Origin of the sequence: Longinema margulisiae, assembly GCF_025266855.1 — a bacterium.
Lineage (GTDB): Bacteria > Spirochaetota > Brevinematia > Brevinematales > Thermospiraceae > Thermospira.
The window spans coordinates 1,914,708-1,938,169 of sequence record NZ_CP053071.1 but is presented as its reverse complement, the minus strand read 5'-3'; the positions used below and the strand labels follow the sequence as shown (position 1 = coordinate 1,938,169).

The following is a 23,462-nucleotide window of genomic DNA, read 5'->3' as shown; positions in this document are numbered from 1 at the left end:
AACGACCGGACGGCACAATGCCGCCCGGTATAGGTTCTTTACTTTACTTCTACAAGTTTGCCGTTCTCTACTTTGTATACGGCGGTTTGTTTGTAGGTTTTGTTCTTCGCATCAGCCACAAAAATACCTACATTCTTGATAGCATCACCCGAAGGCAAGAAGGTGATGGTTCCAGAAACACCCTGATACCCCTGGAGATTCAACAGAAAATCACGAATCTTGGTACGATCAATCTTGCCATCAGTTGAACCCTCAGCAGCATTCTTAATAGCTAAAAGAAGTACCTTGAAGGCATCGTACGCATTGATAGCAAAGGCGTCAGGATCCTCACCATACTTTTCACGATACAGTTTCACAAAGTTTTCACGAAGAGGATTCTTGATACCACTCTCATCAGCAGAGTTGGAGAAAATCACTCCATCAGCAAGATCCTTTGCCAGAGCGAAAATCTCAGGATTAGAGAACCCATCAGCAGAGAGAATCTTCACATTCAACCCAAGCTGTTTGGCCTGTTCAAGAATCTGTGCCATCTCTGCCACGTAATTGGGAATATACAAAGCCTCAGGATTTGCCTCTTTGATCTTGGTAAGCTGGGTCTTGAAATCCTTGTCTCCCTGAACACCCGTTTCTACAGCCACAACCTGGCCACCACTTGCCTCATAGACCCGCTTGAAGTCCATGGCAAGACCCTGGCTGTAATCGTTTTTGATATAGAGGATAGCTACCTTCTTGATACCAAGCTTCTCAGCCACATAGCGACCAAAAACCTCAGCCTGAAGCTGGTCAGAAAGCACATTGCGGAAGATAAAATCTCCCTTCGAAGTCACATCCTTGTGAGTAGCCGACTGAGAGATCATTACCACCTTGGCAGCCTGTGCCTTGGGAGCAATAGCAAGAGCACAGGAAGAAAACATAGGTCCTACAAAACCATAAATCTTATTCACACCGTAGAGCTTTTCAAAAGCAGCATTGGCCTTTTCAGGCTTACCCTCATCATCCTCCACGTAAAGCTTCACAGGAAGACCGGCAATACCACCCTGGCTATTAATCTCTTCCAGAGCAATCTGAACAGCCTGAAGGGAGAGTTTCCCGTAGTTGGCTGCATCCCCTGTGAGAGGCCCAATAAATCCCACAGCAATTTCCTTGGGTTTGGAAGCACATCCCAACACCAAAAGCACAAGACCAAGCGACAAAAGCACCTTCTTCATACGTTTTCTCCTCCTCATCAAAAGATTTCTCTTCTGTTATTATAAGCAAGAGAAACTATTTTTGCAAACAAGAAGCATCGCTAGGGAAAAGGCTTGTTATGATTTTCTTGCCATCTTTGTGAATATTACCCCATCGGCTATAACCTTGTTTCAGCAACAAGAGCTACGTGTTATCCACTTTTCTCAAACAAAAAGAATCTAAACCTTGGTAAGAAAAGTTAATACATCACCTTCTTTTGAAAAAAGGAGAGCTTTTCTTATCCGATTAGTTAAACGTTTAACCTACCTCTATACAAACCTTCGCGATGGTTTTCACCATGTTTCAGCAGGAAAATACAGTCCTCCACAGAGTCCCGGCTATTACCATGTCTCAGCAAAAGCTACCTGCGTAGCTGAAATATGGTAATAGCAAAAGCTCCCCGTCCCCTTCTCTTAGATGAGAAAGAGAGACCCTATTACCTTGTCTCAGCAAATTACCCCCTGTTATCTCCTTCTCTCAAACAAAAATCCTATAAGACACTACAGGCCCTACAAATACACCCCATTCTTTTGAAAAAAGAGGAGATCTTCCTTCCACAAGCTGAAACAGAGTGATAGCCAACACTCTCACAAGCTTCGTCTAGGAAGATGCCAATCGTACCGTATCGCAAGAACCCTCCCGACAAAGATAAAACACACCACCACCAACAAGGTAACAAGATGAGAAACCCCAAAACGAAAAAGAAAATAATACATCATCGAACCCACAATACAAAAAGAAGCATAAATCTCCTCTTTCAGCACGGACGGAATTTCACTCACCAAAATATCCCGTAGCATTCCTCCCACTACCCCCGTGGACGTTCCCATAATTACCACGCCCAAAATACCCAATGAGGCCTGAATACCTTTTTCCGCCCCTACCACCGTAAACACAGCAAGCCCAAGGGCATCAAAATACCTCACCCATGATGTCACATTCTGAATTCTTTTGCCAAAAAAGTAGGTCATCACAGAAGCCACAATCGCATATCCTAGATCATTTTCGTGCAACAAAGCCATAGGCACCTGATTGAGAAGAACATCTCTCACCATTCCCCCGCCAAGGGCTGTCAAGATACCGAGAACTACCACCCCCAAAATATCCAGCGAATACTTCATTCCCTTCATGGCCCCGGAAATCGCAAACGCTACAATACCCACTATATTGAGAACAAAAAGCACATTCTCCATACCAACCTCTTTTTCTTTTATTATACCATAAAAATTCTTCTTTCGCACACCTTTCCCTTTTGAAAACCAGGGAAAAGTATTCAAAAGCTGTTGTTCCACATAGGAAACTGAATAGCTATTTCCACATTTCTTAATGAACAGGGAAATAACACGAGAAAGCTCTGTTCTTTCACCCTTTTTTCTGTACCCCACCGGGCCGCTTTTGCGGTTGTGCGTCCTTTGTCGTAAGGGGGAAGTCCTTCCGGAGTGAGGGTGCAGGAGGCACCCGGGGCGACATTTTCTGTTGCTTTTGCCCGCAAGGCCACCGAAGCGGAGCCGCGGAGGCTTTGCTGAGACATGGGAATAGCCAAAGGCGTGTGGGGTGTATAGAGTGAGGTTAAACGTTTAACCTATTGGGTGTTTTGCTGAAACAAGGTGATAGCAAGAGGTATGGGGGGGGTATAGAGAAAGGTTAAATGTTTAACCAATGAGGCGGTTGGCTGAAACAGGGTAATAGCCCGGGCCTTTTGGTCTCAGAAAGCCCTCTTCTTGCTAACCCGTCGCCATGCCCCCGCCCCTGCCTGCGGTGTCACCTGAGAGAAGCCCCTGCAGGGAACACGCGCCCCGCGGGCTGGTAATGGAAGCCATCGTCTTTTCACCACTGGCCGAGCCACAGGAGGTGGCGAGGAAGCCCGGGGTCAGACAAGGAGGGCTGTCTCCGGGCGGCTACAGAAGAGAGCGGGGTTACAGGTTTTTGTTCCAGCCCGCACCACGGGAGACAGGTCGGTGGCTACAAAAACCGCCGCAGGGGCGGGGACGGGGTTTTCAAAAGGGGCGAAGCCCCTTTTGTCCTGCGCGGAAGCGCTTCGTAGAAGAAAGAAGACAGGCAACAAAAATAGCTCAAAACTGAAAGAAAAGAGATGGTCGAATGAGTATTCAGTTTTTGTGTGAAGATAACCATTCTGTATGAATGTGGAACGACAGAAAAAGTATTCAAAAGCCTGAAAACTTGATTTTCTTCCCTGTTTGTTCTATAATACTGTTATCCTATTCTCATAAAATACATCAAAAGGAAAACACATGGATCCCGTTCTTCAAACCCTTCTGAGAAATCAGGGCGAGTTTGTGTCCGGCATGCGGATCTCTGAAGAGGTGGGACTTTCCCGCACTGCTGTCTGGAAACATGTCCAGAGTCTTATCGAAGAAGGATATGGCATAGACTGCATCAAGAAAAAGGGATACCGACTCCACACCCTGCCAGAAAACCGCTGGATCGTAGAAAAACTCTCTCTTCTTTGCCATTACCCTGTTGAGTGGTTCTACAAACCAGAAGTGGATTCCACCAACCTCTGGGCCAAGGAAGTTATGGTGCGTCATGAAAAACCTTCCGTGTTTTTTACCGACAAGCAGTATGCCGGTCGTGGACGCCTTGGCCGTCAATGGGAATCTGAAACAGGCAAAGACATTGCCTTTTCGCTGGCGGTTCCCCTCAATACCGATGTGTGCCATTACTATCAGTACACCATTATGATGGCCCTTGCTGTGTATCGTGTTCTGCTTCCGATAGTCAACACCACCACACACATCAAATGGCCAAATGATATCTATATTCAGGGCAAAAAGGTCTGTGGTATTCTTTCAGAAATGCTTACCGAAGAGAATCGTCTCCGTACCCTTATTCTTGGCGTGGGTATCAATGTCAATTCCTCTCCCTCCCTTCCACACGCTCTCTCTCTCAAGTCCCTGACAGGCAAGGAGTTCGATCGGCATATCATTCTCTCAGAAATCCTCAACGGATTTTTTGATCTTCTTCACCAATACGGGTGCGGTGATTTTGCTTCTATTTATGAAGCCTGGAGAAACGCTCTTATGGGACTCGGTCAAAAAGTACGAATTGACACCGGCCAAAAGGTTATCGAAGGAACCTTTATCGATATCAATGAACAGGGTATTGCCATCATTCAAACAGACCAATCAATCGAAAAAGTCTACTCTGGAGACCTGTTTCTCTCAAAATCATGATCGGATGGGCCTACCTTTTTGCGCCTCCCAGCTGGCACGTTGAGATTGTTTCTTCATCTCCTCCCCTTCTTTCTCCGGCTGGACTGCGGATGTATTATAAACCTTTCGGGATTGATCGTCTCCTGCCGCTCTTTGTGGAAAATTTCCCTTCTGAAGACGAATTCAATACCCTTTTTTCTCATCAGAAACGGCTTTTCCCCTCTGGGGTTCATCTGCAAAAGAAATCATCCTTTCCTCCACTTCCCCTTGAAGACTACTTTTTCCTCCGGTTTTCCTCTGATACCCGTTCTTTTGTCCTTGGGTTCTCCTCTCTGGATATCCAGGTCCTCATCCACCTTCTCTCTGGAAAAGAATCGTCTCTCACCGAGAGAGACCTCCTTCTCGAAGAACTCTCCCACTGGTTTCAGGCCGCTCTCACCCGCCCACCCTTTGATTTTGAGACCATGATTACCTCACTTCCAGACCACCAGCTCCAGTGGCTGCTTAACTGGATGCTCTCTCAGAATATTGTCTCTGTGGACATGCTCGCCGCCTACATCTGGAGTTTAGATGAAAAGGGAAAACGACTGATAGATAATCTCTCCCGCTCTGTTCGTCAGGAGATGAGAGAACTCATGGCAGGCTACAGACGGGGAAAAACGTACCGCTGGGCCGAGGAGGTGAAATACCTTATCCATCATAACCTTTTTCGCCACACAGGACTTCTGTCCACCCATGTAACTCTTCTGAAAAGCTACGCTGATCTCAGAAAAAAACAAACCACCGAGAATCTTCTCTCTTTTCTTCCCACTGCCGAACACTGGCATAGCTCTTTTGTTCATCTTCCCCTTGAAATCAAACAAAGATACGTGAGTAACCTGCCAACCCGTTCCATAGCCGCCTATGGAAGTTTTGTTCCAGAGAACCTCTTTCTCTCCTGGTGGCAAAACGCTCTCTCTCGAAGAGGACTTGACATTTTGCGGGAAGATCGCCTGTGGTGGCTCACCCAACCCCTGGATGAACGAGCAGAAGAAGCCATGGCTTTTGTGAAACAGTGGTTTACCTTAGAAGCCAAAGAACTCATCCAACCAGAGGAAACCTCCGCTGTTCTCTCCACCCTCTCTTTTCCCTGGCAACTTGAACTCATCACCTATGAAATCGGCGTAGCTCCGTGTATCTATGCCCTCAAACCCCTGAATATCCCCTTACCCCTCCTTTCGCCCACGATGAAAAACCTCCTTGAGGATATCCGTTCAGGAGTTATTTCTTTCCAGAACTGGGGAGACTATCGTATTGAGGAGTCTCAAAAGAGATTTCTCACCGCGATTTATGTTTTACGACGTCTCGGCCGATTATAAGCAAAAAGGAGAATCCATGACCATTCCTCCCTTCATGAGAGACTTTCTCAACCAGCTCCAGGAAGGTGCCTATATCCTTAATCAAAACCGTACCATCCTCTTCTGGAATACGGCCGCAGAGAAAATCACAGGCTTTGCCGCAAGCGAGGTCGTAGGAAAATCCTGTAAAGACAATATCTTGAGACACATAGATGAGAATGGCACCAATCTCTGTGAGTTGGGGTGTCCTATGGTTCAGATTCTCCAGGGACAATCCTTTATCGAAGCCAATGTTTTTCTCCACCACAAAAAAGGCTATCGACTCCCTGTGCATATCAAGGGTATTCTTTTCCCTTCGACTCTTTTTCCTTCGTCCTCTCGCCCCACCGAGATATACGCCATTGAACTCTTCTCCCCTCTGTGGCAGGGATTTTTCATCGACACAGAGGATCTGCTCAAAATGGCCCTCCAGGACCCTCTCACAGAAACCCTCAATAGACGTGGGCTTGAGAGCCTTTTTTATTCCCGACTGCAGGAAATGATCTCCTTCAAAAAAACTATTGGGCTTCTCTTTATTGACATCGACAACTTCAAACAGTTCAACGACACCTATGGCCATGAAACGGGAGACAAGATACTCTTCAACACCGCTTCCACCCTCAAACATACCCTGCGTCCCTTTGATCTTCTCTGCCGGTGGGGAGGAGAAGAGTTTATCGTTATAGTTTTCCTGGATAACCCTGAACATCTCACGGCTGTTGCCGAACGTTATAGACAACTCATTGCTTCTCAATTCATTGAACAGGAAGGGAAACTTATCACCATCACCGCCTCGATAGGGGCAACCACCGTCTCTCCCCCAGAAAGCCTTGAAAGCGCCATCCAGCGAGCCGACCACCTCATGTATCAAGCAAAGCGCTCCGGCAAAAACAAGGTAATATGCGAAATCAGGGAAGGGGAGTAGGTCGCACATTCCCGCAGCTTTTTTCAAGAAACTCCACTACCTCAACGGGAAGTCTTGGTTTCACAAAAGCCATGGTCCCTATCTCCACCAAACTGGCTCCAGCCAAAAGAAATTCCAGAGCATCTTCCCCAGAGGCCACTCCTCCACTGGCAATAATAGGAAGGCTCACCGCCTGAGCTACCCGATAGACATTGGCCAAAGCAAGAGGTTTGACTGCCGGACCAGAAAAACCCGCAAACTTTCTTGCAAAGACAAAGGACTTCTTCTGGCTATCAATGGCAAGACCAAGAAAGGTATTGGAAATAGTCACCGCGCAAGCCTTTGCCCTTTCGACCTCCTTAGCATTTCCCACCAAATCATGCTGAGGACTGAGTTTCACAAAAACAGGAAGAGAGGCTTTTTCCATTACCTTCGAAACAATACGATAGACATCCTCTTTCCGGGCATCAAAGGTTACTCCCCCCGCATGAACATTGGGACAACTCAGGTTCACTTCTATAGCGGCAATACCAGGAAGTCGTGACGCCCTCTCCGAAAGCCGGACAAAATCCTCCTCTTCATCACCCGCTATACTTACAATCACATTTGTCTTCCACAACGAAAAGGGATTCTCCTCACAAATCCGCCTCTCAAAGGCATCAAATCCTTCATTTTCGAGGCCTATAGAATTGAGAAGACCCGCCGGCGTTTCATACAACCTGGGAGGGGGATTCCCCTTTCTGGGAGAAGGGGTGAGTGTTTTCAAAACAACTCCTCCCAAAAGACCATACTCATAAAAATCAGCAAAAGGCTCTCCCATACCCCAGGTTCCCGAGGCGGTAAGCACCGGATTTTTGAAAATAAGCGAACCAATCTTTGTCTCAAACACCGCTTTCTCCTTATCGAAACCATTTTCGGTAAAATTCTTTCAAAGATACCCATTTGTCGGCCACGGTAACAAGCCAGCTCTCCATATGCCGCGGCCATGACATCCCAAGAGGCCACATATGAGAGAGAATAATATTTCTCTCCCGACGAGTGGCTGAATAAAACCTCTCCGCGTGCCTGGAAGATTCCTTGGGATGCTCAAAAGCGTGAAGCTTGCCACTGGCGGGCCTTTCTCTTCGCCAATCATAGAAGAAAAAGTCATGGAGAAGCGCCCCTCGAATGAGAGCTTTTCGCTTCATACGCCATCGACTGATCTTCTCTATCATTCTCCCTAGGCGGTAGGCTACCCTTGCCACACGGAGATTGTGATAGAAAATACTCTTTTCATGATGTCGAATTGTTTTGAGACGCAAATACACCGGCTGACGTACCACCGCATAGGTATGCCTTCTGAGAATCATGAGGCTCACCCTCTTCTACTCGTCTTTCGGAAGAAAACGCTTGATAAATTCCACAAAAGACTCTGGTACTTCCTTTACCCTCTCTCGAAACTGTTTGGCAAGATGAGGAAAGGCATAAAGAGGCTGAAAAAGGTGGCGAAAGTACCTTTGTGTCTCACGAACAGAAAGGGAAGGAAAAGAAAATTTCTCAGGAAGCTGGGCTAAATTCTCCTTCAGGTGCGCTACCCAGCGAGCATACCTCTGATACATCCTGGCTGAAAACCAGAAATCTACAGCAAGATACATACTGAGCCATCCTGTGAGAAGCCACCGCCACTCAAGAGAGAGCCTCTCAAGAAGTGAAAGGACAAAAGGTTGTACCCAGAATACCACAACAATAGCGAGTATTCCCCAAAAAATGCTAAAAAGAAGACAAATCCTCCCATGAAGATGAAAGGGAAGATCGCTATAATCCCAGAGTTTGAGATGAAAAAACGTCTCCGTAAACCAGCCTGCTATATACTCTACCACAGAAGGAAGAAGAAGGATCGCCACCCACGCCCATCCCCCCCATCGCTCAAAAGGCAAAAGAAGCGTGACCACATAGATACCGAGTCCCCCAAAACCATACACAGCCACAAATGGCCCCTGAAGAAAACCTGGATTGACAAGCTTTTTCTGCTGAATAGAACGGAAAATAGTTTCAATTATCCATCCCCCAAAAGCCATAGTAGAAAAATAAAGAACAGCCTGTGAAAATACCTCCATAAAAACCGCCTCTTTTATTTTCTATAATAATACCATAAAAAACGTTTTCAGACAAGTTTTTTCAAAAAAGAAGGCCTGTCTCTCGACAGGCCTTCTTTTCAAAAATCCATTTTCTTCTCTTATTTTGTCTCTGTCACCATAGGAGGAATCTTGAACACCTGTCCAGGATAGATGAGATCCGGATCCTTAATCTGGTACTTGTTTGCTCTCCAGATCATAGGCCAGAGCCAGTAACGTTTATCGTACATATACCCGGCAATCTTCCAGAGACAGTCTCTATTGGCTGGGTTGAGTTTCACGGTGTATGTCGCAGCCTCTTCCATAGCAAGGAGCATATCGGCAAGCCGAATAGCCTCACGAGCATAATCAATAGCATCAAGATACTCTTCTCGAGCATAAGCATCCTCAGCTAATTTGATATACTTTTCCACAAGGGCATCACTTACCTCTTCGGTACTTTCTACACCGGCAGCAAGATAGCTAAACCGAGCTTCAGGAAGATAGCTACTTCCCGGACTTCGACGCTTTCGGAGTTCCTCGAGTTTTTTCTTGGCCTCATCAATATACTGTTCAGCCTTTTGCTTCTGAGTATTAGTCTCCTCCCCTGCCGGCTTCACCTGTTGCTGCTGCTGGGTAGCCAGCTCTCTCTGATAGGCCTGTTCTGCTTTGGCTACAGCCCCATCAATAAGAGCAGAGGCCTGCTGCGCAAGGGCAATGGCTTCTTCAAGATCACCATTTGCAAGCGCTTCTTTTGCTCTCTGAAGAATAACCGCAGCATCAGAAAGCTCTTGAGAAGCGTAGGTTTTCACAATATCACGATTTTCTGCAGCATAGTACTTATCCTGGGCTGAAGTCACCGCTGCCGTCGCCTGTTCTACATCGGCAACCAACTTTTGAGCAAGAGGAGATAACTTCTCGTAGAGTTTTGTCCCCTCCTGATAGGTGGCATCAGGATCTTTCTTCGCATAGGTAGCCTCAAAGGCACTAAACGAAGCCACCGCATCCTGATACGCTTCAGGAGCACGCTTTTCACCAAAATTATCTTTAATCTGATTCATAAGAGCCACATTTTTCTGATAGATATCTTCGGCTCGGCGTTCACGTGCCAGTTTATAAGCTTCTTCTGCCTTTTGCTTGGAAGAAAGAGCCTTTTCTTTGGCTTCTTTGTTTTTCTTTCCTTCGACAAACTTGTTAGCTGCATCATAATCATTCTGTGCAGCGGCAAGCTCCGAAGAGGCAAACAAAGAAGCATCCACAGCCTGAGCTTTTTCTATGGCAGCTTTTGCTTCCTCCAGTTCCTTTTTGGGAACAGAAGAACAACCGACAAACCAAAGAGCAAGAAGTAAAACCAGACTTCCGGTTATCCATTTTCTCATAATTACCTCCCTCGCGAGAATTCTCTATCTTCATTCTACCATAAATAGAAAAAAAAAACAAGTGTTTTTGAAGAATTTTTTATGGTTTTTTTGTCGTTCCACATATGAAACTGAATACCTATTTTCACATTTGACAAAGAAGGGGCAACGAAGGGATAATAAGGAGGAACTATGAAGAGGAGGAAGAAGTATATGGTTAAATCGAAGGTAAAGAGATTACAAGGATTCTTTGTTCAAGTTCAGAAAAGGGAAATTTCTTTAGGTTGGGTGGCAAGAAAACTTGATATAAGCCGATCCTGGGTTACCGTTTTGTATCAAAGATTCTGTCGAGGAGAAAATCTTGTTCGGCAAAGAACATCCAGAAAGTCAAAGCTTGAGCAAAAGCATATAGCCCTTATTCTTGAAACATACGAAGAACTGGCCATTGAAAAAGAGAATAAACAGAAAGAGTACCCTTCGGTAAGGATTCTTTCCAGCACCTTATATGAGCTTTACAAGGATTTTCCTAAGGTTTCAGATGAAACTATTCGGAGAGTGCTAAAAAAATTCTTTGTCCATTATCCTGAGCGAGCAAGGCATCACTACCGCAAAAGGTGGCAGGCAGAAGCCATAGGCGAGATTGTGCAGGCAGACGTTTCCATTCACCCATGGCTTGAAAAGAAACCCGCTTTTCCGCTCCTTTTGATTATGGACGACCATTCTCGTTATGTTCTTGCTGCTAAGTTTTTATCCCAGGACACAATAGAAAACCATATGCCAGTTTGGCAGGAGGTTTTCTCTGAGTATGGTTTACCCTACAAGGTGTACTATGACAATGACCCAAAGTACTCTAAAAAGAATAATGGCCTCATAGCCACTGCGTTTGAGGAACTGGATATTTGTGTCGTTAATTCCAGACCTTATCAACCCCAGGGCAAGGGGAAAATTGAGCGTAAAATCCAGACATTCCAGAAACAACTCACTTTTTACCTCAAGAAAACCTTGAAAAAGCAACGCATTGAAACCCTGGAACAACTGAACTGGATTTTGAGAGAATATGTCATAGAGCACAATAAGACGCCTTCTCGAGCCCTTGATGGACGAACTCCCGAAGAAGTATTCTCAGAGGCTCGTAGAAAGCCTCAGAAAGACCTTTTTAAGCCCTTTACAGCCACCCCTGAACAGTTTGAAAAGGCTTTTGCGTTTCGAGCTTTTCGCAGGCTGGATAAAACTTATGAGGTTTCGTATAACGGCCATAAATATCGGGTTCCAAAAGAGAATGCTTTTCGGGTATTGCCTGGCGTCAACATCGAAGTAAGAGAATTCCCAGGGAAATGGGTGAAACTGTTTTACAAAGGTGAGGAGATAGCCCGTTATCCATGGAAAGAAAAAGTTGAAAATTCCACCAGGTAGAGGTACACTTATGAGGTATTCAGTTTCTATGTGGAAATACCCCTTCTGTTAATGTGTGGAACGACAGTCGAATTGCTTCATAATAAAAGTACTCGAAAAGGGAACGTTGCTTCAAAATAAAAAAGTACTCCAAATCTGTGTATAAAATAATCCAGTTCATGGCTCGACAAGCTCGCCAACCGGAATTGGGGTGGCGATGTTTGAAAGGAGACCTATTTACAGGGAAACGGCGAAAGAGTATCAAAAAGCCAGCAAAAAGGAGAAAAAGGAGATACTGGATTACTTTGTGAGGATAACAGGTTTAAAAAATCGAAACTATGCCGCCAGGCTCTTGAGGCAGCACGGGAAAACCATATATGTAGGCAAAAAAAATTACCTTAAAGCCGATATAGCCAAAAAGGGCAAAAGACCTGGCAGAAAGAAAAAATTCGGCGAAGAGGAACTAAAAATTCTAAAAAAGGTGTGGGAAATTGAAAACTACATGTGTGGTAAACGCCTAAAGCCGATTTTAAGTGAAGTTTTAGATAATCTCTTAGCAAACGGACATCTCCAGGGTTTTCAACAGGCCATAGAGAACTTGCGCCATATAAGTGCTTCAAGTATTGACCGACTTTTGAAACATGAGCGTAAAAAGCTTGAGATAAAAGGACGAAAAGGTACAAAACCTGGAACGTTGTTAAAGCAACAAATAGCTATACGCACGTGGGCAGAGTGGGATGAAAATTGCCCTGGGTTCATGGAGATTGATCTGGTAGCCCATGAGGGAGGAAATAGCCGAGGAGACTTTGCTCAAACATTAAATATGGTGGATGTTTGGAGCGGTTGGACAGAGCTTGTGGCAATCAAAAACAAAGCTTCAAAATGGGTAAGAGAAGCCATAGAAAAAGTCCAAAGAAGACTTCCTTTTGAGTTACGGGGAATTGATTCTGATACCGGTGCTGAATTTATTAATCATCCTCTACGCGATTGGTGTGAGAAGCACCAGATAAAATTTACAAGGGGGAGAAGCTCCCGTTCCAATGATAACTGCTACGTTGAGCAGAAAAACTATTCCATAGTCCGCCAGAATGTTGGATACTTCCGCTACGATACCGAGGAAGAAGTCTACTACTTGAACCGACTCTATGCGTATCTCAGGCTTTATGCCAACTTTTTTCAACCGGTTATGAAAATGACAGAGAAAAAGAGAATCGGAAGCAAGGTGCAAAAGAAGCATGATGATATTAAAACTCCCTACCAACGGCTTTTAGAAAGCTCTTATGTAAGTGAGGCACAAAAAGAATACCTCACAAGGCTTTATAAGGCTCTCGATTTGTTTCATCTAAGACAAAAAATTACGGCTTGCCAGAGAAAACTTTTCAGCCTTCAAAAGAAAAAGAATGGGGGGAACAAAAATTTGGAGGAAACTGTATGGAATTTTTGAGTACTTTTTTTTATGAGGCAATGATTCGAATTTCGAGTACTTTTTTATTTGACGCAACGGGGGAAGTATTAGAGAGTATGTTAAAAGAGGAAAGAGAGATTTACCTGGAAAACAATCCACCCACAAAAGGCAATGGCTTTTACAAAAGGGATTTAAAGACAGCTTTTGGCGAGCTTACAGCCATACGTGTTCCAAGAACAAGGGATAATGGATTTAAAAGTGCCCTTCTTCCCTATCGCAAACGCATCACAGAAGACTTAGATGCATTAATCAGGGCTATGTTGATATCAGGAATGTCAACAAGGAAGATAGCAGAAGTTTTAAAAGAGCTTTATGAAATAAAGATTTCTTATGCTAACATCTCAAGGATAAGCCAGGTAGGCATAGAAGAGATTCAGAAGTGGCGTAGTCGCCCTCTCATGGAAGAATATGCCGTGGTATTTCTGGATGCTATGGTGTTTCCTATCAAGAGAGATAGGGTAGAAAATGAATCAATATATGTAGCTATAGGCATTACACCTGAGGGAAGACGGGAGATTTTAGGATACTACCTGCCAGGAGGCATGGAAAGTGCTTATAACTGGCGGGAAATTTTGCTAGATATAAGAGAAAGAGGTGTCAAACAGATTCATTTTATTGTCTCTGATGGCTTAAGTGGTATGAAAAACGTCATAACAGAGATATATCCCCACGCAAAGTATCAGCCCTGTGTAGTCCATGTCATGAGAAACATACTGGCTAAAGTGAGAGTTCAACACAGAAATATCATTGCCACTGAAATAAAAGAGGTATTTCATGCCAAAGACAAACAGGAGGCAGAACAATTGTTTATGAAATTTACACAAAAATGGAAAAATATCTATCCCAACTTAATGAATAACCTCTTGACAATAAGAGAGAATATATTCACTTACATGGAATTACCTGAAGGAATACGAAGCATGGTGTATACAAACAATGCCCTGGAAAGACTCTTTAAAGAACTTAAAAGGAGATTAAAAACAATGGAAATGTGTCAAAGCGAGGCTTCAGCTGAGAAATATCTTTACCTGTTATTAAGATACCAAAATGAGAAGTTCTTAAAAAGAAAGTTAAAAAATTGGGAGTATTACTTTCAACTCTATCGTGAGCAACACTCATGCACGAAAGAAAATATTCCCGGCGAGAGTATCGTATGACCAGACACAATTTTCTTGACACAATGTTTTTTTCGCTTGAAAAAGTAAAAGAGGTGCGGTATAATGAACGTGGAAGTTTTAATGCCCGGGTGATTTTTCTTCAATATAAAAAATTATGTATCAAAGTGGGAAAAATATTTTTAAAAAAGAGGGAGGGAGGGCGTATGATTTTTAAAGAGAAACACCATCTTCATGCTTTAAAAATTTTTTTCATCTATGGGATATTTTTCGTTTCAAACGCTCTTTTTTTCAGGACTTTTGGTTTTTCTCAAATTGTGGCTCCTCTTAAAAAAATTCCTTATGATCCTTCTTTTTACAGAGAAAATGAGAATAGAATACTCTTTGTGAGAAAAGAGTATTTTAAAGAAAAAGAAGGTGTTTATTTAGAAATTAATAGCTTATGGATAGCGAATGAAGATTTTACAGATGTGAGGTTTATTGCATACTCCCAAGGTTTATTTAACTCTCCTGGCTTACGTTCTATTTCTCCTGATAAAACTAAAATAATTTTTAGTTCTTTAAAAGGTCCTGCTAGTCTTGCTCTTGGTGTTGAGAATAATTTTGATTGTTGGTTATATGATTTAAAATCAGGGGAAAAAACCCCTATTCCAATGTTATCACTCCTACCTCAAAGAATTCTATGGTCAAGTGATAGTAAAAGTTTCTTTTTTGAAGCAGGCGTGAAAGGTCTTTTTAAATTTAATGTTCAAAACGGTCAGCTTGAAAAAATTCGTAAACTTGGTGAAGTCATACAATATACAGACAGGGATGGAAAATCATATTATTTAAATATTACACTGACTTTAGACGATATTTACGAAGACAAAATCGTTTACACCCAAAAAGCAGCAGAAATAACAAATCAAATTAAAAGTGGGAAACAAACGTTTATCATAAAAGATGATTATATTTGGTTGATGGAGCTTCCAGCTACAAATTTTATTCTCCTTGATAAGGGAGATAGCCCAAGATTCTCTCCTGATGGAGGACTCATTCTTTATAAAAAGAATAAAGAACTCTGGGTCATGAACTTAAAAGATAGAACCAAAAAGAGTATTGGAATTGGTTCCCATCCAGTCTTTTCACCCGATGGAAAAAAGATCGCTTTTGTGGATATTGGTTTTGACGGGAGTCTTTATCGCTGGTTGAATCTGTGTGTTTTCGATATTTCTTCAGGTTCTACTCGAATAATTCCTAAAAGTCCAGATTGGAAAGAAGTGGTAGGTAAATGGTCACCAGGTTTTATGAAACGTTTTAATGAAGATTCCTATTTTAGTGAACATAACCCTCATCCTGTCTGGCTAGATGATCAAAGAATAGTTTACCATGTTGGTGTGGGTATATTTTTTATTGCTGATTTAGAGAAAAACGAGGCAAAACCCTTCTTTTACTGGGATGTTCAAGTTGATCCTACCATTCACTATTTCAATCAAGCTAATAATTCACTCGTTCTATCATCTGCTTATATTCGTACCCCTCGTAGGAACCAAAAGCCTCTCAGTAACTTAATAAAAGAGGGATGGGTAAACGAGTATGACATCTGGGAATTAAGTTTAGATAAAAAAGAAAAGAAAATGCTTATTGAAAATGGTTTTAATCCAATGGTACTCCAAAATAAAAAACCATAAAAATCCCTTGAAGAAGGAGGAAAGGTATGGAAGACAAGAAAAAAAGAGAAAAGAAATGGCTCATTTTTATCATTGGAATAGGGGCTCTGTTAATCGTGTTGGGTTTAAATACTCTCTTCAAAGCATTTTCAACTTACTTCTGGTCTTCTACTCAAGGAAAAATTCTTGTTTCACAGGTTGGTTTTGTTGATAGATTTAAAAGAGAGAATGATTCATTTTATTTTGATATAAGTTATGAATACTCTGTGGATGGCAAATTGTACACAAATTCTAAGGTTTTTTTGGGTCAATACGGTTCAAGTATTAGCAATTGGATGCAAAAAGTAGTAGATAGATACCCAGTTGGTAAAGAAGTGAGTGTATATTATAACCCAAAAAACCCGAAAGAAGCAGTTTTAGAAAGAGGGGTACGTGTTGCAACCTTTGGTTTATTTATTGGCGGTTTACTTTTTGTGGGAATTGGCATTTTAGGACTGAAGACTTAAAAACGAAAAACTTTTCTCTGTTTTGGTACGTAACGAGGTTTTTTTCAATCAAAAACTATGGAAAAGTTGAAGTGTTGGATAATTTCACCGACAATGATAAGTACTCATGGTAAGAGCCAGAGAAGTTTTTGTCAATTTGTGGGTGGATGTTCTGGGTTCCCCGGGAGAGTTTTCATGCTGCTACCCAGTTTCTGGCCACAAGTTCTGCTTGTTCCAGGACTGTTTGGGTGGCGGAGTCTTGTTTATCGGGGGGATAGCCGTATTTTCTCAGTATCTTTTTAACCTTTATTCTCATCTCTGCCTGCACGCTTTCTCGTTGAGTCCAATCTATGGTTACGCTATTTCGTATCGTCTCTGTCAGTTCGAGAGCAATTTTTCGTAAGGTTTCATCACCCAGGACTTGAACGGCACTATCGTTGACACCAAGCGCGTCATAAAAGGCTATTTCGTCTTCAGTTAAGTTAAGCTCTTTTCCTCTATTTTTTTCATCTCTTACCTTTTTTGCCAGTTCTATAAGCTCTTCGATGACCTGTGCAGCTTCTATGCTTCTGTTGGTGTATTTTTTTATAGTCTCTTCGAGCATGTTCATGAAGGACTTTCCCTGAACAAGGTTTCTTCGGGATATAATTTTTATCTGGTCATTCAACAATTTTTTTAGTGCTTCAAAGGCTAGATTTTTTTGAGGCATTCCTCGTACTTCTTCGAGAAAACCGTCTGATAAAATGGAAAGCTCGGGTTTTTGGATACCAGCGGCTTCAAAAATATCAATTATCCTATCGGATACTATTAAGCTTTTTTGGATTGTCCTTCCGTCAAATTTATTTTAATTTAATTTTAATTGAGTCGTTAGATAAAAATAATTTATCCATAATAGTTGTAATTCTTGATAGACAAGTAGAAGCTGAAATGTTGATATGAACAAATAATGTGTCATCATTTAGATCATCAACCTTATCCCAAAATTTTCCGTCAAGTGTTTTATACCGATTTTTCAAATCTCTATTAGATTCCATTAATTTCTTGAGGAAACTCCATTTTAAAATGGTTCCCTCGCGTTTGAACATCTCGTATTGATTGTTCAAAATGTTATCAAAATCATAGTTAGGACTCTCTTTTAAATATTTCAAAAACTTTATAAACACATCCTGCCAAGAATTTACTTCGATAATTTCATCAAAAATATGAAGTTCTATTGGCTTATTACCTTCTGCTATATTGCCCGCATCTGGATCAAGTGGAGAGAAAAGAGTATTATCAACGGTATTAGTATTCCAATTGTTTTTATTCTTATATTGATTGGGTAATGGAAAAGTTTCAAGAAACCAATTTATCATATTTTTTTGATGTTCTATAATACTCTGTTCGTCCCAAACATTCCTATTAATTATGTCAAGCCTATAATTGAGAGATGATTTATTAAGCTGCATTTTCTTTTCTTCGAAAGACTTATTCCCAATTTCGGTATTAAATTCTGTGAGAATTAAATTGCCTATATTATGCAAATATTTTTTGTGTATTTCTTCGTAATTTTTACCTAATTCCGCTTTCCAATTATCATTCAATTTTTGAGGCATGATATGCTCAATTGTAATTCTTTGGTCTCTGAAATCTACAGATACCTTTGTGTTGTGTTCCTCAATTTTACCTAAAATAAATTTAGAATACTGTTTAAGTTCTTCATAAAAATTCATAGACCTTAGTGCTGCTTCCATTTCGGAGTCATTTGGTAATCTTAATTTATAAAACATATTAGTTAATAGCTCAATCATTGATACCTTTCCAGTTGCAATATCATTAATTCTGTTACACAAAGTGACAATATTTTTATTTTCTCCTTGTGTTAAACCTAAAACTCTACGCCTTATCAAATAAGTTCTAATAGTTTTCAGAATTGAAATAAGTAGTTCGTCATTAAGTCTTGGATTTTCAGTTGGGTATTGGTGATATTCCAATAAGCCTAACACAAATGGTTTAAATGCTTCTGACTTTATATCATGAAAGATGTTCCTTAATAGTTCTTTAATCTCTTTGTCGTTGTCATTATTGTTTGAAATAGTATCAATATTAATTTCATTGATAATCCACTTGTATAATTTAACATACCGAATAATGTCTTTTATAAATTCATCATGGTTTTTAAAGTTACTTTCTACAAAATCCTTAAATTGCTGATAAAGTTCTTTTGTATTGCTATCGTTGACAACTTTTAGATTACGTTTCCAACAGGAGACCTGAAAGAGAGAGAAAAGGATAAAGAAGTTACCCCTGGCTCAAAAGATTTTTGTCAACTGTAGTATACAGGGAACATTTTAGATAAACAAGTTTTTTCTGGGGAAAGTACCCTTTTTAGGCCATAAAACAGGGCAATAAGTACGTACCATCCCTATGTTTTATATCACATCCTGCCAGTAGACACCATCGATAGCCTCATCACGATTATAGTAGTAATGCAAACGCACAGCAAGAACATTGGTTGCCCCTTCTCTTTTCCATACCCCCACATCCATTCTCTGGTTTATGGTTCGCATCAGCCGTTCTGCCCTTGAGGTTGTTCTTGGCAAACCATCTTCACTGTCACAGGCGAACATGTCTTTTTGAGCACGAAGAAGATAATAAAAACAATGTTTGCGCCCTTTTTCGTGAAATAAGTCAAGAAGATTCTGAATATGCTGTCTGCGCTCGCTTTGATAACCAAGTCTTGTTTGCCAGTCATTTTTGTACCCCAAGAAACAGGCTTTCCCTGTTTCAGCGACAATATTTGTCCACTCAGAAGAACGATATCTCACTCTATCAAGACGAAGAAAATACTTCAATTGATAACTTACATGCCACAAACATCGTTGAAAAACGATACCGGGATGTTTGCCCTGGTTAATCCCTGTATCTCCATCGACAACAAGAAAAAACCGAGAAAAAGAGTGTTTTTCTTGAATGGGCTTAAGAAGTTTGTCCCAACCTGCATGGTAATTATCCACAAGAAGGCCTGCTATTCTTGTATTTTTTCCTGTCAATGGGGAGGCTTGTTGCCTCTCCTGCAAAAGAATTTTAGCTTCTTCTCCTTTTTTCTTGCCCTGAACAGGAATACCCGTCCCATCGGCTTCTCCACAGGGTTTTTCTTTTTCTGAGATACTGAAATGTATCTTTCTCCCAATATTTTGAAGGTTTTTCCAGAGGGTGCTAAGACCTATTTTATACCCTGTGAAGGAAAGAATACGAGCGGCCACTCGATAGGTGGTAAGAGCCCCGGCTAAAGCCACTCTGTAGATATCTTTCAGGATTTGCCTTTTTCGCTTTTCTACACCAAGAAGAGATCTTGTGAGAAAAAGTTTTCTTCCACACTTTTTGCATTGAATTTGGAGCTGAGGAAGAGTGATCTTTCCAAAGGGCATCAGAACAAAAACAGTGTTTTTTCCATGCTTTGTTTTCCATATGAAGTGATGTTTTTCTCCGCATGTACAGGTGATACGACCTTCTTTTATTTCTTTTTCTGCCACTTCTACAGAAATCTGATGAACAAATGACTCAAACACTCCTTTGATGGCCTGGAGAAAAACCACCACTAACGTCTCAAGTTTTGTGTCAGGGTAGTCGATAGTCAAAGTGAAGGTGAATTCTTTACGCATGGGTTCCTCCTTGTGTCCTATTATCGGCCAGGGAGGAACTTTTTTTGCTTTTCCTCATCTTCCCACTGCAGGTCTCCTGAAAAAAACGTTACCAACTTTTAATGAGCTTGCCGTTTTGTATTGTAAGTAATCCCTGAAAAACTCTGAGGTATAATCTTGAAGAACTTCCTCAATTTTTGGATACCATGTTTTTTCATAAATATCAGATTGATTGTTGCTTTCCATATTTAAAAGGACAAAATTCCTAACTAAGTCTGATAAGGTAAGAGGTTTTCCTAATGAATTAAGTGTTTCAAATATTATTTGCGGATCCTCACCTTTAAATGGTCTTTCATCAAGAAAAATAACAGCAACATTCATACGCTGAATAGCAATAATGAAATGCTCAAAATTAATTTTGGGATTAAGACTTCTTTTCTCGTTGATAAGTTTTTTTAGAAGTTCATGCGCGTTACTTATTATTCCTGGATTCGGTTGAGATTTCTTAACTAAAGCTTTATAAGCTTCCCAATCTTTAGTTACTTGTTTAAGCTTTATCTTATCTTGAAATGTAGATGAGTTATTAATCAGGTAAGTGTTTGTAATGAACTCCTGTTTGTGGGGATCGGTTTCTGTATCTCTCAGTGCAATTAAAAACAATAAAGTAGTAGTAAGTCTTTGCTGTCCATCAATAATAACTGATTTATTTGCAAACCCTGCCTTTTCTTCTTTGATTACAATTGTTCCAAAAAAATGTTCTTGCTTGTCTTGCTGGTTAGCATCCAACTCCGATTCAATAATCCTTGATATATCACTAAAAAATCTTTCTATCTCGGGTTTCCCCCATGCATAAGCTCTTTGAAAAGGTGGAATAAAAAATGAAGTAGCATTTTTTGCTAATACATCATTGATTGAATGACTTTCTGTTTTCATAAATTTCTCCCTAATTGGTATCTAGTATTTTGAATTTTTCGACTTACAAAAGCCGAGATTCTCTCTCCTTTAGTTCTTTCTTCCTCCCACTCATCCGGTATCATGCCGATTTCGGTTTGTTTATATGCGCACTGTGTGCTCGTATGTTTAAAGTTGGGTTTTGATGTATTCATAGTATTACCTCCCAATATCCGCCTTTATCTGATCCTATTCTTTTTAGTTTGCCTTGTTGTTTGAGTTTTTCAATATTCCACTCAACGCCTCTTCTGGAAAGGACTGTTTTCTCTCCTAATTCTTTGATTGTAATTTTTGGATTCTCTTTAATTGCCGCAATAATTTTCTCCACAGTTTTCTCCACAGTTTTGTGGGAACTTTTATCTTCACTGTGTTGATTAACTAAATCTTCTTTAAAGGGAATAATGATTTTACTCTCCTTAAATTCTAAATTATTGCTTTCTTTTTCTGGGAGAGGAAGTACTATCTTTTTCTTTAGTTCCTGGTTCATTTCTTCTGTTGTTTCCTCCTGTGGCACCTGTTTTTGGTTTGTTTGAATGTCGAGCATGTTGTTTTCCTTATTTTAAAACTCATCTATTTCAAAATAATCACTATCAATTTTTTTAATTTCATAACTATGTATAGTAGATACTCCTACATTATGATCTATCATAAGCTCTGCCAATTGAAGACCATCTATTAATATAACTTTAACGCCTAAATTTTTGGTAACGTTTTTTTCAGGAGACCTGCAGTGGGAAGATGAGGAAAAGCAAAAAAAAGTTCCTCCCTGGCCGATAATAGGACACAAGGAGGAACCCATGCGTAAAGAATTCACCTTCACTTTGACTATCGACTACCCTGACACAAAACTTGAGACGTTAGTGGTGGTTTTTCTCCAGGCCATCAAAGGAGTGTTTGAGTCATTTGTTCATCAGATTTCTGTAGAAGTGGCAGAAAAAGAAATAAAAGAAGGTCGTATCACCTGTACATGCGGAGAAAAACATCACTTCATATGGAAAACAAAGCATGGAAAAAACACTGTTTTTGTTCTGATGCCCTTTGGAAAGATCACTCTTCCTCAGCTCCAAATTCAATGCAAAAAGTGTGGAAGAAAACTTTTTCTCACAAGATCTCTTCTTGGTGTAGAAAAGCGAAAAAGGCAAATCCTGAAAGATATCTACAGAGTGGCTTTAGCCGGGGCTCTTACCACCTATCGAGTGGCCGCTCGTATTCTTTCCTTCACAGGGTATAAAATAGGTCTTAGCACCCTCTGGAAAAACCTTCAAAATATTGGGAGAAAGATACATTTCAGTATCTCAGAAAAAGAAAAACCCTGTGGAGAAGCCGATGGGACGGGTATTCCTGTTCAGGGCAAGAAAAAAGGAGAAGAAGCTAAAATTCTTTTGCAGGAGAGGCAACAAGCCTCCCCATTGACAGGAAAAAATACAAGAATAGCAGGCCTTCTTGTGGATAATTACCATGCAGGTTGGGACAAACTTCTTAAGCCCATTCAAGAAAAACACTCTTTTTCTCGGTTTTTTCTTGTTGTCGATGGAGATACAGGGATTAACCAGGGCAAACATCCCGGTATCGTTTTTCAACGATGTTTGTGGCATGTAAGTTATCAATTGAAGTATTTTCTTCGTCTTGATAGAGTGAGATATCGTTCTTCTGAGTGGACAAATATTGTCGCTGAAACAGGGAAAGCCTGTTTCTTGGGGTACAAAAATGACTGGCAAACAAGACTTGGTTATCAAAGCGAGCGCAGACAGCATATTCAGAATCTTCTTGACTTATTTCACGAAAAAGGGCGCAAACATTGTTTTTATTATCTTCTTCGTGCTCAAAAAGACATGTTCGCCTGTGACAGTGAAGATGGTTTGCCAGGAACAACCTCAAGGGCAGAACGGGTGATGCGAACCATAAACCAGAGAATGGATGTAGGGGTATGGAAAAGAGAAGGGGCAACCAATGTTCTTGCTGTGCGTTTGCATTACTACTATAATCGTGATGAGGCTATCGATGGTGTCTACTGGCAGGATGTGATATAAAACATAGGGATGGTACGTACTTATTGCCCTGTTTTATGGCCTAAAAAGGGTACTTTCCCCAGAAAAAACTTGTTTATCTAAAATGTTCCCTGTATACTACAGTTGACAAAAATCTTTTGAGCCAGGGGTAACTTCTTTATCCTTTTCTCTCTCTTTCAGGTCTCCTGTTGGAAACGTAATCAAATTTTTTATGGTTTTTTTGTTTCACAAAAAATATACCCGACACATACCCCTTCTAGAAACTAACAAAGCCTCAAAAAGCAAAAGGGCCGGGAAATCCCGGCCCTCTTACCCCCACGGGGACTCGAACCCCGGCTGCAGGGATGAAAACCCTGTGTCCTAACCCCTAGACGATGGGGGCACTCTCAAAGAGGCATATAGTATAACATATTTTTTCGTCTTTGTCAAGAGGAAAAAGAAGACCCACCACACAGAAAAAACAACGGAGAGGGTGGGATTCGAACCCACGGTACGCCAAAAAGCGTACATCTGATTTCGAGTCAGACCCAATCGACCACTCTGGCACCTCTCCAGAAAAGAAAAAACGCGCCCAAGAGGAATCGAACCTCTGGCCTTCAGATCCGCAATCTGACGCTCTATCCATCTGAGCTATGGGCGCAG

Annotated in this window: 19 protein-coding genes, 3 tRNA genes and 2 pseudogenes; 9 read left to right on the top strand and 15 right to left on the bottom strand. The window is 41.2% G+C overall.

Annotation, left to right across the window (positions count from 1 at the left end; genetic code table 11):
• Positions 1 to 38: 38 nt before the first annotated feature.
• Both BREVNS_RS08665 and BREVNS_RS08660 read right to left on the bottom strand, forming a co-directional pair.
• On the bottom strand, positions 39 to 1,208 hold the full coding sequence (locus BREVNS_RS08665; protein WP_483426613.1) for an ABC transporter substrate-binding protein: 1,170 nt from the start codon (positions 1,206 to 1,208) through the stop codon (positions 39 to 41).
• A 606-nt stretch (positions 1,209 to 1,814) separates the two neighbouring features.
• Positions 1,815 to 2,420, bottom strand: a complete 606-nt coding sequence (locus BREVNS_RS08660; RefSeq protein ID WP_483426612.1) for a trimeric intracellular cation channel family protein — start codon at positions 2,418 to 2,420, stop codon at positions 1,815 to 1,817.
• 1,059 nt (positions 2,421 to 3,479) lie between these two features.
• Between BREVNS_RS08660 and BREVNS_RS08655 the strand changes: the two genes are divergently transcribed.
• The 3 genes from BREVNS_RS08655 to BREVNS_RS08645 are packed head-to-tail and all read left to right on the top strand — an operon-like array spanning position 3,480 to position 6,701.
• Entirely contained in the window at positions 3,480 to 4,421 is a 942-nt protein-coding gene (locus BREVNS_RS08655; protein WP_483426611.1) for a biotin--[acetyl-CoA-carboxylase] ligase, read from the top strand.
• The gene (locus BREVNS_RS08650; RefSeq protein WP_483426610.1) at positions 4,418 to 5,758 is read left to right on the top strand and encodes a hypothetical protein; all 1,341 of its coding nucleotides are present in this window, start codon (positions 4,418 to 4,420) and stop codon (positions 5,756 to 5,758) included. Before BREVNS_RS08655 ends, BREVNS_RS08650 begins: the two co-directional genes overlap by 4 nt.
• A 16-nt stretch (positions 5,759 to 5,774) precedes the next feature.
• Positions 5,775 to 6,701 carry a GGDEF domain-containing protein gene (locus BREVNS_RS08645; RefSeq protein WP_483426609.1) on the top strand — a complete coding sequence of 309 codons (927 nt, stop codon included), beginning with the start codon at positions 5,775 to 5,777 and terminating at the stop codon, positions 6,699 to 6,701.
• On the opposite strand, the gene BREVNS_RS08640 is transcribed toward BREVNS_RS08645, so the two are convergent.
• From BREVNS_RS08640 to BREVNS_RS08625, 4 genes are all read right to left on the bottom strand, one after another.
• On the bottom strand, positions 6,685 to 7,569 hold the full coding sequence (locus BREVNS_RS08640) for a dihydroorotate dehydrogenase (RefSeq protein WP_483426608.1): 885 nt from the start codon (positions 7,567 to 7,569) through the stop codon (positions 6,685 to 6,687). The two genes, BREVNS_RS08645 and BREVNS_RS08640, sit on opposite strands and share 17 nt — an antisense overlap.
• A 10-nt stretch (positions 7,570 to 7,579) precedes the next feature.
• On the bottom strand, positions 7,580 to 8,029 hold the full coding sequence (locus BREVNS_RS08635; protein ID WP_483426607.1) for an HD domain-containing protein: 450 nt from the start codon (positions 8,027 to 8,029) through the stop codon (positions 7,580 to 7,582).
• Positions 8,030 to 8,044: 15 nt separating this feature from the next.
• Positions 8,045 to 8,776, bottom strand: coding sequence for a putative ABC transporter permease (locus BREVNS_RS08630; protein WP_483426606.1), 732 nt, complete (start codon positions 8,774 to 8,776; stop codon positions 8,045 to 8,047).
• 119 nt (positions 8,777 to 8,895) lie between these two features.
• Positions 8,896 to 10,152, bottom strand: a complete 1,257-nt coding sequence (locus BREVNS_RS08625) for a hypothetical protein (RefSeq protein WP_483426605.1) — start codon at positions 10,150 to 10,152, stop codon at positions 8,896 to 8,898.
• 192 nt (positions 10,153 to 10,344) lie between these two features.
• On the opposite strand from BREVNS_RS08625, the gene BREVNS_RS08620 reads away from it, so the two are divergent.
• The 5 genes from BREVNS_RS08620 to BREVNS_RS08600 all read left to right on the top strand — a co-directional run bounded on the left by BREVNS_RS08620 (position 10,345) and on the right by BREVNS_RS08600 (position 16,258).
• Positions 10,345 to 11,544: a transposase family protein gene (locus tag BREVNS_RS08620; protein ID WP_483426097.1), complete on the top strand. Its 1,200-nt coding sequence runs from the start codon at positions 10,345 to 10,347 to the stop codon at positions 11,542 to 11,544.
• A gap of 196 nt (positions 11,545 to 11,740) precedes the next feature.
• Complete coding sequence (locus BREVNS_RS08615; protein WP_483426604.1) at positions 11,741 to 12,967, top strand: integrase catalytic domain-containing protein; 1,227 nt, start codon at positions 11,741 to 11,743, stop codon at positions 12,965 to 12,967.
• Positions 12,955 to 14,145 (top strand): IS256 family transposase, encoded by a 1,191-nt coding sequence (locus BREVNS_RS08610; RefSeq protein WP_483426603.1) that lies wholly within the window; start codon positions 12,955 to 12,957, stop codon positions 14,143 to 14,145. Before BREVNS_RS08615 ends, BREVNS_RS08610 begins: the two co-directional genes overlap by 13 nt.
• The gene (locus tag BREVNS_RS08605; protein WP_483426602.1) at positions 14,142 to 15,773 is read left to right on the top strand and encodes a hypothetical protein; all 1,632 of its coding nucleotides are present in this window, start codon (positions 14,142 to 14,144) and stop codon (positions 15,771 to 15,773) included. The genes BREVNS_RS08610 and BREVNS_RS08605 overlap by 4 nt, the downstream gene beginning before the upstream one ends.
• Before the next feature lie 26 nt (positions 15,774 to 15,799).
• Positions 15,800 to 16,258, top strand: a complete 459-nt coding sequence (locus tag BREVNS_RS08600) for a DUF3592 domain-containing protein (RefSeq protein ID WP_483426601.1) — start codon at positions 15,800 to 15,802, stop codon at positions 16,256 to 16,258.
• A 172-nt stretch (positions 16,259 to 16,430) separates the two neighbouring features.
• Here BREVNS_RS08600 and BREVNS_RS08595 read toward each other — a convergent pair.
• The 6 genes and pseudogenes from BREVNS_RS08595 to BREVNS_RS08570 form a co-directional block, all read right to left on the bottom strand.
• Positions 16,431 to 17,066 (bottom strand): annotated as a pseudogene (locus tag BREVNS_RS08595) (DUF3387 domain-containing protein); the annotation flags it as partial.
• 10 nt (positions 17,067 to 17,076) lie between these two features.
• Positions 17,077 to 18,222, bottom strand: coding sequence for an HNH endonuclease family protein (locus BREVNS_RS08590; protein WP_483426600.1), 1,146 nt, complete (start codon positions 18,220 to 18,222; stop codon positions 17,077 to 17,079).
• A gap of 426 nt (positions 18,223 to 18,648) precedes the next feature.
• A complete protein-coding gene (locus BREVNS_RS08585) occupies positions 18,649 to 19,881 on the bottom strand; it encodes a hypothetical protein (protein WP_483426599.1) in 1,233 nt (410 codons plus the stop codon).
• A gap of 54 nt (positions 19,882 to 19,935) precedes the next feature.
• Positions 19,936 to 20,793, bottom strand: coding sequence for a DUF262 domain-containing protein (locus tag BREVNS_RS08580; protein ID WP_483426598.1), 858 nt, complete (start codon positions 20,791 to 20,793; stop codon positions 19,936 to 19,938).
• A gap of 169 nt (positions 20,794 to 20,962) precedes the next feature.
• On the bottom strand, positions 20,963 to 21,355 hold the full coding sequence (locus tag BREVNS_RS08575; protein WP_483426597.1) for a winged helix-turn-helix domain-containing protein: 393 nt from the start codon (positions 21,353 to 21,355) through the stop codon (positions 20,963 to 20,965).
• Positions 21,356 to 21,370: 15 nt separating this feature from the next.
• Positions 21,371 to 21,499 (bottom strand): annotated as a pseudogene (locus BREVNS_RS08570) (restriction endonuclease); the annotation flags it as partial.
• Between the two features lie 109 nt (positions 21,500 to 21,608).
• Between BREVNS_RS08570 and BREVNS_RS08565 the strand changes: the two are divergent.
• Positions 21,609 to 22,841 (top strand): hypothetical protein, encoded by a 1,233-nt coding sequence (locus BREVNS_RS08565; RefSeq protein WP_483426076.1) that lies wholly within the window; start codon positions 21,609 to 21,611, stop codon positions 22,839 to 22,841.
• A gap of 289 nt (positions 22,842 to 23,130) precedes the next feature.
• On the opposite strand, the gene BREVNS_RS08560 is transcribed toward BREVNS_RS08565, so the two are convergent.
• The 3 genes from BREVNS_RS08560 to BREVNS_RS08550 all read right to left on the bottom strand — a co-directional run bounded on the left by BREVNS_RS08560 (position 23,131) and on the right by BREVNS_RS08550 (position 23,460).
• Positions 23,131 to 23,202 (bottom strand) — tRNA-Glu (locus BREVNS_RS08560).
• A gap of 82 nt (positions 23,203 to 23,284) precedes the next feature.
• Positions 23,285 to 23,373, bottom strand: a tRNA-Ser gene (locus BREVNS_RS08555).
• A gap of 13 nt (positions 23,374 to 23,386) precedes the next feature.
• Positions 23,387 to 23,460 (bottom strand) — tRNA-Arg (locus tag BREVNS_RS08550).
• Positions 23,461 to 23,462: the final 2 nt, after the last annotated feature.